The sequence below is a fragment of the Psychrosphaera sp. F3M07 genome (assembly GCF_018860345.1).
GTDB classification, from domain to species: Bacteria; Pseudomonadota; Gammaproteobacteria; order Enterobacterales; family Alteromonadaceae; genus Psychrosphaera; species Psychrosphaera aquimarina.
On the sequence record NZ_JAHKPJ010000003.1, the window covers coordinates 51,305 to 66,184 of the forward strand.

A 14,880-nucleotide genomic window follows, 5' to 3' on the forward strand; every position below is an offset into this window, starting at 1 on the left:
AAAAGCAAATGGAAAACCTACCTAAAGAGTTAATGACGTTGGCTGAATCTCGGCTCAGTTCTTTATTATTAAAATGGCCAGAGATTCAACCTACAGATGTAGGAACTGAGATAACAAACATATTGTTAGCTCATAGCGAATTTATTTACCAATCTTGCCAACGATACTCTCATTTAGCTGAATACTTCTTAACGTTGAATTCACCGGGTGAACTGTTAACCAAAATCCCTTTTCTTGAGCAGTCGGTGTTGTCTCTGGATGAACACAGCTTCGTACAAAAATTAAGAAGTTTCAGACAGTGGGTTATGTCTGTGATTGCAGCTAAAGATTTCTTGAAATTACAATCCATTGAAACAACAATGGATGAATTATCAGCATTGGCGGATCAATTTTATACGTTAGCTCGTGAGTGGGTTAAACACCAAATGGCGCCTCGTTGGGGAGTAGCGCTGGATACTCATGGTAAAGAAATTATATTAATTGCGCTTGGGATGGGAAAACTTGGTGGCAAAGAACTGAACTTTTCATCCGATATCGATTTAATATTTTGTTATGCTCAAAAAGGCCAAACGAGCACAGGTCGCAGAAGTGAAGATTACCAAATCTATTTCACTAAAATGGCACAAAAAATCATCCAACTTTTGGACTCTGTCACTGCTGACGGCAGAGTATTTAGAGTTGATATGCGCTTACGACCGTTTGGCGATAGTGGACCACTTGTCAGTAGTTTTGACGCTTTAGAAGATTATTATCAAGATCAAGGCAGAGAGTGGGAACGTTATGCTTTATTAAAAGCAAGGCCATTAGGGGTAAGTACAGACATAACCAACTCGGAACTAACTCAGCAACAATTATTAATGCAAGTGTTAAAACCCTTTGTTTATCGTCGTTATATCGATTACAGCGTTATTGATGCCCTTAGAAAAATGAAACGTCAGATCCAACAAGAAGTGAAACGTAGAAATTTAACACTAAACATCAAGTTAGGTGAGGGCGGTATTCGTGAAGCTGAGTTTATTGTCCAAGCATTACAAATGTTACGTGGCGGTAAAGATCCACAGTTACAAAAACAAAGTTTATTAAAAACCTTACCAGAACTCGTGGCGTTATCGGTTTTTAGTGAGGAAGAATCACAACAACTAAGAACTAGCTACTTATGGCTGCGTCAGTGTGAACAATACCTTCAAGCGTTTTCAGACGAACAAACTCAAACACTTCCACAAGATATAGTTAAACAGTTAAGTTTAGTCACACTGTTCGGGTTAGCTGATTGGACGGAATTTTTAACAACGTTTGAACACCACAGCCAAAACATTAACCATATATTTGTGAATGTTATAGGTGAAGCGCCACAAGATTCTGCAAAACAAGAAGATCACCTTATTAATAAATGGCGAGATATTTGGTTACTAAAAGATGAAATGGCCGAAAACCAAGACGATAATATTGTGATTCAAGGTTTAAAAGAAGATCTAACCAATGTTGTAAGCGGAGGGCGTGGCCAAGATAAACTAGATTTATTAATGCCTTTACTATTTGCTGAGTGTGAATCACAAAAAATTCAACTAAATCAGGCGACTGCCGTATTTAACTTAGTTAAAAAAATAGCGTCAAGGACCACTTACTTAGAGTTACTAGTAGAAAATCAGGGGGCAAGAACTCAGTTGGTTAAGTTAGTTACCTCTTGTCATTTTATTGGTAAAGAGTTAACAAAATTTCCGCTGTTGTTGGATTTATTAATTGACCCTAAATTACTATATTCACCTGCGGAGTTATCTAGTTATCATTCTGATTTAAGACGAAATTTACTGCGAGTCGAGCCGGATGATTTAGAGTTACAAATGGAAGTGTTACGTCAATTTAAGTTATCGAACCAATTGGCAATTGCCGCTTGTGACGTACAAGGTGTAATGGATTTAATGCAAGTGAGCGATCACTTAACTGAATTGGCCAGTGTTTGTTTATATTTTGCAGTAGAAATAGCCTGGACTCAGATGGTTGCTAAGTACGGATATCCTGTTGGAAGTTCGATAGATAATAAAAACTTTGGCGTAATAGGTTACGGCAAGTTAGGGGGATACGAATTAGGTTATGGTTCAGATCTCGATATCGTATTTGTGCATAACTGTGATAGTTCACTACCAACCGATGGTAAAAAGCCAATTGATTCTAGACAGTTTTATTTAAAGTTAGCACAACGAATTATGCATATTTTCACCACTAGAACCTTGTCCGGTGAACTGTATGAAGTAGATACTCGTTTAAGGCCTTCTGGCGCTTCGGGCTTGTTAGCAATCAACATAGAAACCTTTGCCCAATATCAACAAACAGAAGCGTGGACTTGGGAGCATCAGGCTTTAGTTCGAGCAAGATATATTATTGGGGATGACTCGTTAGGCGAGCGGTTTAATCAAATTCGTAGTGATATATTAACTACCAATCGAGATGTTGAAGCACTTAAACAAGAGATAGCTTCAATGCGGGTTAAGATGTATGAAAATTTGAATAAAGAAAAAGATGGTTTATTTGATTTAAAACAATCACGCGGCGGTATTGCTGACATTGAATTTATTAGTCAGTTATTAGTGTTATCAAAAAGCAAAGAGTACCCTGAATTAACGCAGCTGCCTGATAATGTCAGAGTATTACAATTAGCTAGCCAATTGGATTTAATTTCGGTAGAACATTATAAACTATTAGTTGATGCATATTTGTTATGCAGAAGGCTTTATCATAAAGCCTCATTAAACGGGGATGAAAAGTTAATCCTAATGAGCGACATCGAACAAAGCCGAGACCAAGTTATTCAAATTTGGCAACGTTTATTCTAACCGTTCTTGGTTTAACATTAAGTCTTCTGTGAATTGTTTTACTTGATTTTTACCATGCTCTTTAGCGAAATATAACGCTCGATCTGAATGAATAATAGTGGTGTTTAGTGGTTCACTTTTATCAAATGTGGCCACGCCAAAACTAGCCGTATACCGAACATCACATATGTGTGATGGGATGATGGTTTGCATTATTTCGAGCCTAATCCGTTCGGCTAGTTCGTTCGCCCCTTTTTGATCGGTATAAGGCAACAACAAACAAAACTCTTCGCCACCAAACCTTGCGGTGATATCGGTATCCCGTGTTAATTTTTTTATAATTGAAGCAAAGTTAGCGATAACCTGATCTCCAAGATCATGACCAAATACATCATTGATGAATTTAAAATCATCAATGTCACCCATAATAACCGCAACCTCGAAACCTTCACGTTTTGCCATTTTGACTATTTGGTCTGAATTTACAAAAAAGTGACGTCGATTTAATAAGCCTGTTAAGAAATCGATACTTGATTCTTTTTGGTATAAGTCAGCCACTTCCGATAAAAACATGATCAACGTTGAGCCAAATAAAATCATGATCACTAAAGTAATCGCAATGGTAATAGCAAAAAGATAATGAATTTGATTGTTTAACACCAAGATAGCAATGATTAAAATGCTAAGGATTAACATCGTTAGTTTTATTGAGTTAATTGCTAATTTTTCACCAGGTGAAGGTTGTTTAGGGATACGTGCGATATAAGGAATAATAGTGAAAAGGATAATGTTGATAGCAAACATAGTAACTATCATTCTTGCTAATTGCGATTTGTCGACAAAGTGAAATAAACACAGGTTTATTGATGTACATATCAATAAAACTAATAAAATGGGTTTCTCTAATAAAATGCGCTTTTGTTTTGGATGGCGACTTTTAAACGCGGCTTTTAAATAAGCAAAAGCCATAAGAAATAAAGTGTTATTGATCACAACTAATAGAGTGTTTTGTCTGGTAAGAGTTAAGCTAAAAACAACAAATGCGGTCGCAAATAATAAAAAGAATAATGATAAGTATTTATCAGCATCAATATTATGTTCTACCTGTCTTAATGGTCTAAGGAAATAAAACGTTGAGGCGACCAGACTTATCATAATCATGATAGAAGCATAGGTTATTTTGGTTATTACAAAGGTACTCAAATCAACTGCCTTAAGTGAATAGTTTAGTTGTGTTTATTACTGATTTTTAATTGTAATTCTTTTACATATTTTGACAGGTTAGTTTCTAGAGTCCTTCCTTTTAAATGACCTAAAGTTCGATGGACGAGCTCTATTTGATTTAAATTGAAATAAATGTCAGCCATCTGATAATAACAAAATAGTTCGACAATCTCATCTTTGGCATTAATTGCGGCCTGTTTTGCTAATTCAAATTCTTTTAAAGCTTTATCGAAGAACTCCAACTTTTGGTAGGCTCTTGCAACGTTATAAATGGAAACCGATAGTTGTTGCAGGTCAACTCCCTGACGAGCCCAAAATAAGCCTGTTTGGTAAGCTTGTAGTGATTCGACATGTTTATCAAGCCTGGCATAGGTATGACCGATATTGCCATACAGCTCTCGATTAAAAATAGGGTCATAAGAATTGTGAAACTTTTCTCTTAGTGATTCTAAAGTTGATAAAGCATTTAATAATTTTTCAGTATAAGCAGCCTCGTTATCTGAAAGCAGCTCTAATTTAGCATGGTACAACTTTAGGTTTACTAAAGAGATAATCTTTCTGGGATCCGGGTATGTCTCAGTTACTTGTTCAATTAAATTAAATACAATTTCAGAATAATGTTCCGCGGATTCAAATTCTTTATAAAAATAGGCGTTTTTAGCTAAATATAAGTAAGCGGTGATTTGAAATACAATTGGTGCAGCATCAACGGGGTGCAGATCAGCTAACACGGCCCGTTGTTTTTCTGTTTGTTGTAAAACAAATAAACTTTCTAATTCATATAGTTTGAGTTTATACCAAGCATTGGAACGAGGCCTTAACTTAGCTAATTCATCAGGTAAAAGCTCTAGGCAAGAGGAAGCTTGAGAAGCACACACTTTATGAATATTGTTTGTGTTTTTAGCTTGGGATTGTTGAGTGATGTTCATGATAAGAAATAAAATAAGAACAATAGCCTGACTTTTCATTATTTACCTATAAGTCTTACTATTAATATATTTGAAGGTTGAAAATAAACCATAGTTACAGCGCTGTAATATCTTACCAAGTATGTATTTATAACATTCATTGAGCACAAAGTTTATAAAAACCATGAAAAAATGGAAACATCAGTAAAAATTTACATATTTTTGTAAAAAAAATTAAAAATTGAGTTGAAAAGCATTCACATAACCCCACTTAGTTAGCAAGAAAATTTAAACCCCTATTAACTGAATTTTGGAGAGTATCCCATGGGTAGAATGATTGGTATAGATTTAGGTACAACTAACTCTTGTGTTGCAGTATTAGATGGTGATACACCACGCGTAATTGAAAATGCGGAAGGTGATCGTACAACACCTTCTATCATTGCTTATACAGAAGACGGTGAAATACTTGTTGGTCAACCAGCAAAACGTCAAGCAGTGACAAACCCGACAAATACATTATTCGCTATCAAGCGTTTAATTGGTCGTCGTTGGGAAGATAAAGAAGTACAACGTGACATCGACATCATGCCTTTTAAAATTGTTAAAGCTGACAATGGTGATGCATGGGTTGAAGTTAAAAACGAAAAAATGGCTGCACCTCAAGTTTCTGCTGAAGTTCTTAAGAAAATGAAAAAGACAGCAGAAGATTACCTTGGTGAAGCCGTAACTTCTGCAGTAATCACTGTACCAGCATATTTCAATGACTCACAACGTCAAGCAACTAAAGACGCTGGCCGTATTGCTGGTTTAGATGTTAAACGTATTATCAACGAACCAACTGCGGCAGCATTAGCATACGGTCTTGGTAAAAAAGGCGGCGACAATATCGTTGCTGTATACGACTTAGGTGGTGGTACATTTGATATCTCTATCATCGAAATTGATGAAGTAGATGGCGAGCAAACTTTTGAAGTACTAGCAACAAATGGTGACACTCACTTAGGTGGTGAAGATTTTGATAACCGTGTTATCAACTACTTAGTTGAAGAATTCAAAAAAGAGCAAGGTGTTAATCTTAAAAATGATCCTCTTGCTATGCAACGTGTTAAAGAAGCGGCAGAAAAAGCAAAAATTGAATTATCTTCAGCTCAAAACACAGAAGTAAACTTACCATATGTCACAGCGGATGCTTCTGGTCCTAAACACATGAACATCAAATTGACTCGTGCAAAATTAGAGTCTCTTGTTGAAGATATGATCAACGCGACTTTAGAGCCGTTAAAATTAGCGCTTAAAGATGCAGACCTATCAGTAAGTGATGTCAATGACATCATCTTAGTTGGTGGTCAAACACGTATGCCTAAAGTACAAGCGGTTGTTTCTGAATTTTTCGGTAAAGAACCTCGTAAAGATGTAAACCCTGACGAAGCGGTAGCCGTAGGTGCTGCTATCCAAGCTGGTGTTTTATCTGGTGACGTAAAAGACGTATTATTATTAGACGTAACACCTTTATCTCTAGGTATTGAGACTATGGGTGGCGTAATGACTGCAGTAATCGAGAAAAACACAACGATTCCTACAAAACAGTCACAAACATTCTCAACTGCTGAAGATAACCAAGCAGCCGTAACAATCCATGTGTTACAAGGTGAGCGTAAACAAGCAGCAAGTAATAAATCTCTAGGTCAATTTAACTTAGAAGGTATACGTGCAGCACAACGCGGTACGCCTCAAATTGAAGTGACATTTGACGTAGACGCTGATGGTATCTTACACGTATCTGCAAAAGATAAAGACACTGGTAAAGAGCAGAAGATCACAATCCAAGCATCTTCAGGTTTATCAGATGACGAAATCGAAGCAATGGTTCGTGACGCAGAAGCAAATGCAGAAGAAGATAAAAAGTTTGCAGACTTAGCTCAAGCTCGTAATCAAGCTGATGGTCTAGCACATGCGACTGAAAAACAAATCACTGAAGCCGGTGACGACTTACCAGCTGAAGACAAAGAAGCAATTGAAAAAGCAATTTCAGATCTTAAAGATGCATCTAAGTCAGGTTCAAAAGAAGATATCGAAGCTAAATCTCAAGCGCTTATGGAAGCGTCTCAAAAGTTAGTTGAAATCGCACAAGCGAAAGCCGGTGCTCAACAAGCTGGTCCAGATGCAGGCGCTGAACAAGCTCAATCTGCACAAGATGATGATGTAGTAGATGCAGAGTTTGAAGAAGTGAACGACGATAAGAAATAATTTATATCGTCCTATTTGACTCCATGTCGTTGTCGGAAGTGCTCAGGTGGTAAACCACATTGCGCGCTTCCTCCTAGACCTGAAGCCAACTAGAACATCTAAATCCTTCTTAGTATTAAGATCATGATTTAGTTAAAATATTACACATGGGCGGATTCCGCCCTTGTTTGTTTCAAAAATTTAAAAGCTAAGGTTAATTTTTAGTTATGTCTAAAAGCGATTATTACGAAGTTCTGGGTGTTGATAAAAGCGCAACAGAGCGAGAAATCAAAAAAGCGTATAAACGCTTGGCGATGAAATATCACCCCGACCGCACTGAGGGTAATAAAGATTTAGAAGTCAAATTCAAAGAAGTTAAAGAAGCTTACGAAATCTTATCTGATGCTGGCAATCGTCAAAAATATGATCAATATGGTCATGCTGCATTTGAACAAGGGCATGGCGGCGGTCACGGCGGATTTGGCGGAGGCGGTGACTTTAGCGATGTATTTGGTGATGTGTTTGGTGACATCTTTGGTGGCGGAGGTCGTCGCGGAGGTGGTGGTCAACGTCAGCAACGTGGATCAGACTTACGTTATAACTTAGAGATGAGTTTAGAAGACGCGGTACGTGGCAAAGAGTTAGAAATCAAAGTACCTACTTGGGTAAGTTGTGAACCTTGTCATGGCAGTGGTGCGAATAAAGGTTCTAAACCTAAGACATGTTCAACTTGTCATGGTCAAGGTCAAGTTCAGATGCGCCAAGGCTTTTTTGCCGTTCAGCAACCATGTCCAACTTGTAAAGGACAAGGGCAGATTATTTCTGATCCTTGTAAGTCATGTTATGGCCAAGGCCGTGTTGAAAAGACCAAAACATTATCCGTTAAAATTCCAGCCGGTGTTGATACAGGCGACAGAATTCGCCTAGCAGGTGAAGGTGAAGCTGGGCCGAATGGTGCCGGCAGCGGTGACTTATTCGTTCAAGTGCATGTTAAAGAACATAAGATCTTTGAACGTGACGGTACTAACTTATATTGTAATGTCCCAATTGGCTTCACAACGGCAGCCTTAGGTGGCGAGATTGAAGTGCCAACACTGGATGGTCGCGCTAAACTTAAAGTGCCTGCTGAAACTCAATCGGGTAAAATGTTCCGCTTACGTGGAAAAGGTGTTAAGTCGGTACGCGGTGGCGCTACTGGTGACTTGTTATGTAAAGTGGTTATTGAAACGCCTGTTAATCTTAATGACAAACAAAAAGATTTACTAAATCAATTTGAAGAAAGCATGTCAGGTAAAACCTCTAAATATCGTCCGAAGGAACAAGGTTTCTTCGATGGTGTTAAAAAGTTTTTTGATGACTTAACAAGTTAGAAACTTGTAATTAAATGAGAACCGGCCAAGTGCCGGTTTTTTTATACTTATTAAAGGATCGATGATGCTCAGAACTATTTATTTACAACGTATTTAATGCCTTTTTGCGTGGATAAAAAAGCCTCAGTATTTTTGCCATGCAATAAAGCAAGCGTTGCAATGGAACCGGCTTGAATACAAGATCTTGCTGTGACGGTAACGGTAGAAACGGTTTGTTTAATAGGCCAACCTGTCATGGGGTTGAGAATATGGCTGTACCTTTGATTGTTAATAATAACAAACCTATGCGTGTCACCACTGGTTGCCATTGCGCCTTTATTTAGTTGTACAACTTGCGGCTCTTGGTTGCGTCGTTCAATACCAATGGTCCACTTTTTGCCGTCAGTACGTTCTTGGCTTATTTCTATATCACCACCCAAGTTAATTAAAATAGAATGATTTGGTAATTGTTTACGGCCAATTTCGGCAATGTAACTCACCGCGTATTCTTTTGCGATTCCACCAAAATCTACTTCCATGCCATTTTTTAAAGTGATGGCATCCAACTCAAATTTCATTTTTTTCCAGCCCACAAAAGGCAATATCTTGTCGATAGTTGATTGTGATGGCGTGACCATTTCATTACTAAATGTCCAAGCTCGTCGTAATACGCCAGAGGTGATATCGAATAACCCCTCGGATATCTCATATAATTCTTTGGCGTATTTAAATAAATTGTAGGTTTCAGGATCAATTTTTACCGGTTTACCGTTTGAGGCATTTATTTTGGAGCAGACACTGTCAGGTAAATAGCGAGAAAACTTTTGTTCTAATCGTTGTACTTCGCGTAACGTTTGTTTGATAAAGTCTTGGTGCTGTTTGGCGTCTTGGCCTTCTATTAATAAATAACAAGGGGAAGCCATAGCAGTAAAAGCAACCTGTATACAATCTTCCTTTTGCGTTACTTTTACTTTACTCGCCATTATTTAAATACTCATTTTAAAAACGATAATTATACTGCACGACAATAGCACTAACACTCGGGTACAAGTCTTGTTGCTGTAATACCCCTGGGCGCGCATGCCCACTATCTTCAGACGTTTGAAAATAATACTCTAAACGAATCGAATACGGGTTACCAGCTTGAGTTTGATCACCGTATTTTAAACCTAAGGTAATAGCGTTTAAATCGCCTATTCGGTAATCAGCGCTAACGTAATTAGGCGTTTCATTTTGACTTAAAATAAACGGAGCATAAAACTCTGCCGCCGATTGCTGATAAATTCTGACATGCGGTTGCCAATAACTCGTCAACTTAGATGGAATGTGAATCCTTGATTCTAACGTGTGTGAATTAATCTCCCAATCATCGGTTGAATATCGATAAGATACATCAAAGATGGCCCAATCAAAGTGATACTTTGATTGCATGAAATAGCTTTGTTTATTTCTGGAATCAGGACGGCTTTCATTAATATTATCAAGAGTATAACCGTCTGATTGTACTCGACTCACTATTTTGAATGGGTCGGTTATATATCCATCTACTTTCGATATGCCGACATTAATTAATGTGATTAGCCTTTTGGTCCAAACTTGTGTGACACCAAATAACATATCAAATGTTTGTTTATCAGAAGACGTTGTTGCAATAGTACTACTGTATGCTTGATCAAATAGCGCTTGTGACGCAAATAAAGCCGGGTCGGAATAATGTTTCGTCAAGGCAATGGGAATACCGCCTTCTGGTTCTATTTCGTCATAAGCATATGAACCACCCAATGAATAACTGGTGTTGTTAAAATTAGTGTCCCAAGATATAGAGCCGTTAACTGACAAAGACAAATAATCGTACTCTTTGGATAATTGACCACCAAAACTAGTCGTGATATCTGCGGAGAAAGGGCTCGTCCATTGTCCGTTAATTTGTACTCTGGTATCTTTAAAAGTGTCATCCAACGGTGTTTCATTTGCCTTTACCGTATATTGCGCATTACCTGATGGGCGAGTAAATGTTTGCACTATAGGTTGAGATACCGCGCCATTTGCTGAGGCGCCCGTTAATGAATCTATAACCAATTTGCCACTAAAGATGTGTTCATCTTTGAAGTCTTTTTTAAAAGAGAAGACCGCTTCCAACGCACTGACACGGTCTACTTCGCTGTATAACATTAATGCAGAGTCAATTTGCCAATCATCCAACCAATCAGATTCGGTGTTTATGCTCTCATTCGCTATGACATCGGCTGAAATTAAACAACAAGCCGCACTCGCAATTAAGCCTGATACATCTTTTAGTTGCATCCACATCCTCCACCGGCAAACGAACGTCCACCACTCGTACCTTCTTTACTAAAATATATATGGTCGTCCAAACCCATATCGATGGCATTTGCTTCTAATGTCATCTGTTCTTCGGCCAGTAGTCCTTTTTCCCAGGGCTTAGGGCCAATATTTGCACAAGCTGATAAGGTTATTGTGAGCAATATTGAAATGATAATTTTCATGCGTTATGTACTTTTTCTGTTGGATTAAGATAACTATAGATAGTTATTATGATAGAAACCAGAAATGATAGAAATATGTTTTAAAACAGCAACTAAATTTACAGATTAAAGGTAATAAATAACGTTTATTGTGTATACAATTGATGTTAAATTAAACGCAACTAACCTGCTATTTATTTCAATACGGCCTTTTTAATTAGGCTGAATAATAAACTTCCAAAAAAGTTGAGTCATGTCGAATATATATACCCGCATAATTAAAGTAATTCTGATTTGTTATTTATTGCTAAATGGAGCAATTTGGGCATTTTCACCATTAATAGTAGATAAGTATTTAACCGATTTTTTAGCAAATAAAAACTTACAGCTTAATGAAACCTCGTCCGTTAGATATAACCCTTTTATCTCACAAATTTATATAACTGATTTACAAGTGTTTGTGCTTAACAAACAAGAGTCAAATGAGACGGACCCACAAACAAAGGTAGTCAATGAAGACGTTGAATTAATTTCAATCCCAACTGCTACAATCGAATTTAGCTTGTTCAAGTTATTTGCCAAAAGAGTGGTGATTGAAAAATTTGAAATATCGGGGTTGAAAACCGATGTCTCTAGAACATTAGCTCATATTAACGCTTTACCTGCGCAACCTGACAATATTAAATCAGAAGCGGCTAAATCAGAGCAAAGTAATCATGATTGGCTGTCATCTTTATCATTTGAAATGCCACTATTTTCGTTTTCAAACGCGACATTATTGTTTGATTTAGAAGGGCAGGAGCAAGTTGTCGAGTTTTCACAACTGACTTTAACTGATCTGTTAGTGTCACAACATAAACAATCTGCTGATATCGATATTAGCTTGTTATTCAACCAAGCTTTGATTGAATTGGACGCAAGTTTTGGCTTAGGTAAAGGCGTGGGTGAGCTACAATATGACTTAGATATTCAAGAAGTCAGTCTTGGCACGTTAAACTCACTATTAATGAAGTCTACAGGTAACGCGTTTAGAAATATAGCTGGATTGGTTTCTCTTAATTTAAAACAAGAAGTGGCATTTAGTAAAACTGAGATATCTTCACAAATACAAAATATCAACTTTCTCTTGGCTAATTTTGTGGTTGAACAAAACGGCCAACAAAACGTGAGGTTAAACCTTGCGGATTTAGGTATTAAAGAAGGGGTAGTGGAAATACTGTTGCCACATTCTGTTGAAAGTATTTTAAATCCCGAACATGTTTCTACAATGAATGTTATGCAAGACTTAACACTTCGTTCAAACCTAAACTTTCAGCAAAATGACTTACTGGTTACCTTGGCAGATAATGATAGGGGCGCTGTTAACGAGTTGCTAAAACTAACCAAACTCGATATCCCAGACATTGATATTTTGTTAGAAGGTGGTGAGAGTTTAATCCAAGCGAGTTTACTTGAGTTAAATAATATTACCTTGGTTAACTCCCTTGATGATGTGGCATCTCAGAAAGAACCTCAACCGACGCAACAAGCTGAATTACCGCTGCTCGAGCTTGAAAAGCTCACGGTTGCTGATATTCAATTAACTAAAGATAGTTTACATATCGCGAACATTGACTTTTCTAAAATCAAGGCGGCAATCACTAAGTTAAAAGATGGGCAAATAGTACAACTGAATTCTGTGTTACCGCCTGCTAACACACCGACTAATGATACACAGGTGTCATCGGAAAGTAATTCAGACAAAAAGCCTGAAATCGTTGAGCAAAAAGTGAATGAGAATAAGTTTGATATTTATATCGGTAAGATAAGTCTGGAAGACAGTTTACACTTTGCTATCTCAGATACATCGGTCTCGCCAAGTTATGAAAATATCATTCAAGTAACATCATTTTCTGTTGAGCCTATTGATAGCTCAATGCCAAATGATATGTCAAAAATCCGTATGACTGGCGATCTAGATCAGTACTCAAAATTTACCTTAGATGCTGAAATAAAACCATTTAGTAGTAAAAAATACATAAAAGCTGATATCAATGTCACTGAGTTTGATCTGTCGACAATAACGGCTTACATCAAAGAGATCATGGCGATTGAAAGTGGCCAATTAAACACGGTCACCAACTTTATAATTGATGATGACATTATTAAAGGAAATGCCAAGCTTAACATAGCGCGTGTTGAGTTAGCCGAAGCGGTGGAATACGACGAGTCCAATACGGTGGATACTTTTATTCCCGTTAACGTTGCTTTGTCTATGTTAAAGGATGGGAAAGGTAATATAGAGCTAGATGTACCTGTTGAAGGCAGTTTAGATTCCCCTGATTTTCGACTAAGTGGATTTATGGCTTTGTTAATTCAAAGAGCGACCATGTCAGCGACCAAAAAGTATTTAATGAACGCGTTTGTTCCTTACGCCAATATTATTCAAATTGGCATGCAAGCTGGCGAGTTTATTCTTAAAGTCAGATTCCAAGATCTAATTTTAGAGACAGGTGAAGATGAATTGCCTAAGTCTGCCGACGTGTTCTTAAATCAATTTTCAGCGTTAATGTTAGATAAAAAATCGACCCAAATTACAGTTTGTGCTGTCGCCACAAAAACCGATATTGATGTGCAAAATTCAGAAAAGTTAACAAGTAATCAGTTGGATAAGTTAAATAAGCTGTCGTTAAAACGGATGAAAAACTTTAAAGATTATATGATTGAAAATCATCAAATAGACAGTGCACGACTGTTGTTATGCGCACCTAAAATTGACACAGCAGTAGATGCTAAACCAAGGTTAACCTTTACTAATTAATTATTTATGTCATGACCAAAAGATGTAGGTCATTTCCAACCCTTGTTATGAATGTGGGAGTAACGTTTATGCAATCAGAACAGTTTATTTACGGCTATTATTTTGGTGCACAAACATCAAGTAATGATATTCATCAGCTTGAGCAACTGCAGAACGACAAACCTTATTGGTTACACTTTGATTACAAAGCTGAGGGGACATCAAAATGGTTGCAGGAACAAAGTGGATTAAACCAAGTAGTTATTGACGCTTTACTTAATGATGAAACTCGGCCAAGAGCATCCGTGTTTAATGATGGCATTCTGATCTCGTTACGAGGAGTCAATTTAGCCGCCAATAGTAATCCTGAAGATATGGTTTCTATCCGGTTATGGTTTTCAAAAGATAAAGTTATTAGCACACGTCACCGCACCTTATTATCAGTTAAAGACATAGCGAATGAATTATCTATTGGTGAAGGACCTAAAACGCCAGCTCAATTTGTTAGTTTATTGGCTGAACGCTTAATTGCTCGGATGTCAGGCACTATCGAAGAAATTGAAGATAAAGTATCTGAAATTGAAGAGTCAATTTTGTTATCGAGTAATTACAGTCTTCGCAATGAATTATCTGACCTACGACGTCAAATAATCTCATTACGTCGTTATTTATCACCACAACGTGAGGCAATGCAGCAATTATTAAGCGAAAAAGTAACCTTATTTAGTAGTGAAGAAAAAATACAATTACGTGAAACGACCGATCATTTAATACGTTTTATTGAAGATTTGGACTCAATAAAAGACAGAGCCGCTGTAAGCCAAGAAGAATTAAGTAATAGATTGGCTGAGCAAATGAATGGCCGCATGTATGTACTTTCAATTGTGGCTGCTATCTTCCTTCCTCTTGGATTCTTAACCGGGATGTTAGGGATTAATGTGGGAGGCATACCTGGGGCCGATAACGAATATGCTTTTGCAATCTTTGCTCTCATGTTAGGGCTTATTGTTTCGTTACAAATTTGGGTATTTAAAAAGAATAAATGGTTTTAATAAGGCGATGATAATTGAACACAGCGCTCATTATCAGAACGCT

General features: G+C 37.3%; 10 protein-coding genes. 5 read left to right on the forward strand and 5 right to left on the reverse strand.

Going from position 1 to position 14,880, the window contains the following annotated elements:
• Positions 1–8 precede the first annotated feature (8 nt).
• Positions 9–2,831: a bifunctional [glutamate--ammonia ligase]-adenylyl-L-tyrosine phosphorylase/[glutamate--ammonia-ligase] adenylyltransferase gene (gene glnE / locus KO505_RS01310; RefSeq protein ID WP_216053634.1), complete on the forward strand. Its 2,823-nt coding sequence runs from the start codon at positions 9–11 to the stop codon at positions 2,829–2,831.
• Here the strand turns inward: glnE and KO505_RS01315 are convergent.
• Positions 2,823–4,013, reverse strand: a complete 1,191-nt coding sequence (locus tag KO505_RS01315) for a GGDEF domain-containing protein (RefSeq protein ID WP_216053635.1) — start codon at positions 4,011–4,013, stop codon at positions 2,823–2,825. The genes glnE and KO505_RS01315 overlap by 9 nt on opposite strands.
• A 23-nt stretch (positions 4,014–4,036) precedes the next feature.
• Positions 4,037–5,002 carry a hypothetical protein gene (locus tag KO505_RS01320; protein ID WP_216053636.1) on the reverse strand — a complete coding sequence of 322 codons (966 nt, stop codon included), beginning with the start codon at positions 5,000–5,002 and terminating at the stop codon, positions 4,037–4,039.
• A 264-nt stretch (positions 5,003–5,266) separates the two neighbouring features.
• Between KO505_RS01320 and dnaK the strand changes: the two genes are divergently transcribed.
• Both dnaK and dnaJ read left to right on the forward strand, forming a co-directional pair.
• Positions 5,267–7,192, forward strand: a complete 1,926-nt coding sequence (dnaK, locus tag KO505_RS01325) for a molecular chaperone DnaK (protein ID WP_216053637.1) — start codon at positions 5,267–5,269, stop codon at positions 7,190–7,192.
• A 206-nt stretch (positions 7,193–7,398) separates the two neighbouring features.
• Positions 7,399–8,541 carry a molecular chaperone DnaJ gene (gene dnaJ / locus KO505_RS01330; protein WP_216053638.1) on the forward strand — a complete coding sequence of 381 codons (1,143 nt, stop codon included), beginning with the start codon at positions 7,399–7,401 and terminating at the stop codon, positions 8,539–8,541.
• 74 nt (positions 8,542–8,615) lie between these two features.
• Here dnaJ and KO505_RS01335 read toward each other — a convergent pair whose 3' ends face one another.
• Genes KO505_RS01335 through KO505_RS01345 form a run of 3 tightly spaced genes read right to left on the reverse strand, consistent with a single transcriptional unit; the run spans position 8,616 to position 11,027 of the window.
• On the reverse strand, positions 8,616–9,503 hold the full coding sequence (locus tag KO505_RS01335) for an FAD:protein FMN transferase (RefSeq protein WP_216053639.1): 888 nt from the start codon (positions 9,501–9,503) through the stop codon (positions 8,616–8,618).
• A gap of 16 nt (positions 9,504–9,519) precedes the next feature.
• Positions 9,520–10,824, reverse strand: a complete 1,305-nt coding sequence (locus KO505_RS01340) for a DUF3570 domain-containing protein (RefSeq protein WP_216053640.1) — start codon at positions 10,822–10,824, stop codon at positions 9,520–9,522.
• Positions 10,815–11,027 (reverse strand): DUF4266 domain-containing protein, encoded by a 213-nt coding sequence (locus tag KO505_RS01345; RefSeq protein ID WP_216053641.1) that lies wholly within the window; start codon positions 11,025–11,027, stop codon positions 10,815–10,817. The genes KO505_RS01340 and KO505_RS01345 overlap by 10 nt, the downstream gene beginning before the upstream one ends.
• Positions 11,028–11,259: 232 nt before the next feature.
• On the opposite strand from KO505_RS01345, the gene KO505_RS01350 reads away from it, so the two are divergent.
• Together KO505_RS01350 and KO505_RS01355 are read left to right on the forward strand one after the other, a co-directional pair.
• Positions 11,260–13,806, forward strand: a complete 2,547-nt coding sequence (locus tag KO505_RS01350) for a DUF748 domain-containing protein (protein WP_216053642.1) — start codon at positions 11,260–11,262, stop codon at positions 13,804–13,806.
• A gap of 68 nt (positions 13,807–13,874) precedes the next feature.
• Positions 13,875–14,837 (forward strand): zinc transporter ZntB, encoded by a 963-nt coding sequence (locus KO505_RS01355; protein ID WP_216053643.1) that lies wholly within the window; start codon positions 13,875–13,877, stop codon positions 14,835–14,837.
• Positions 14,838–14,880 lie beyond the last annotated feature (43 nt).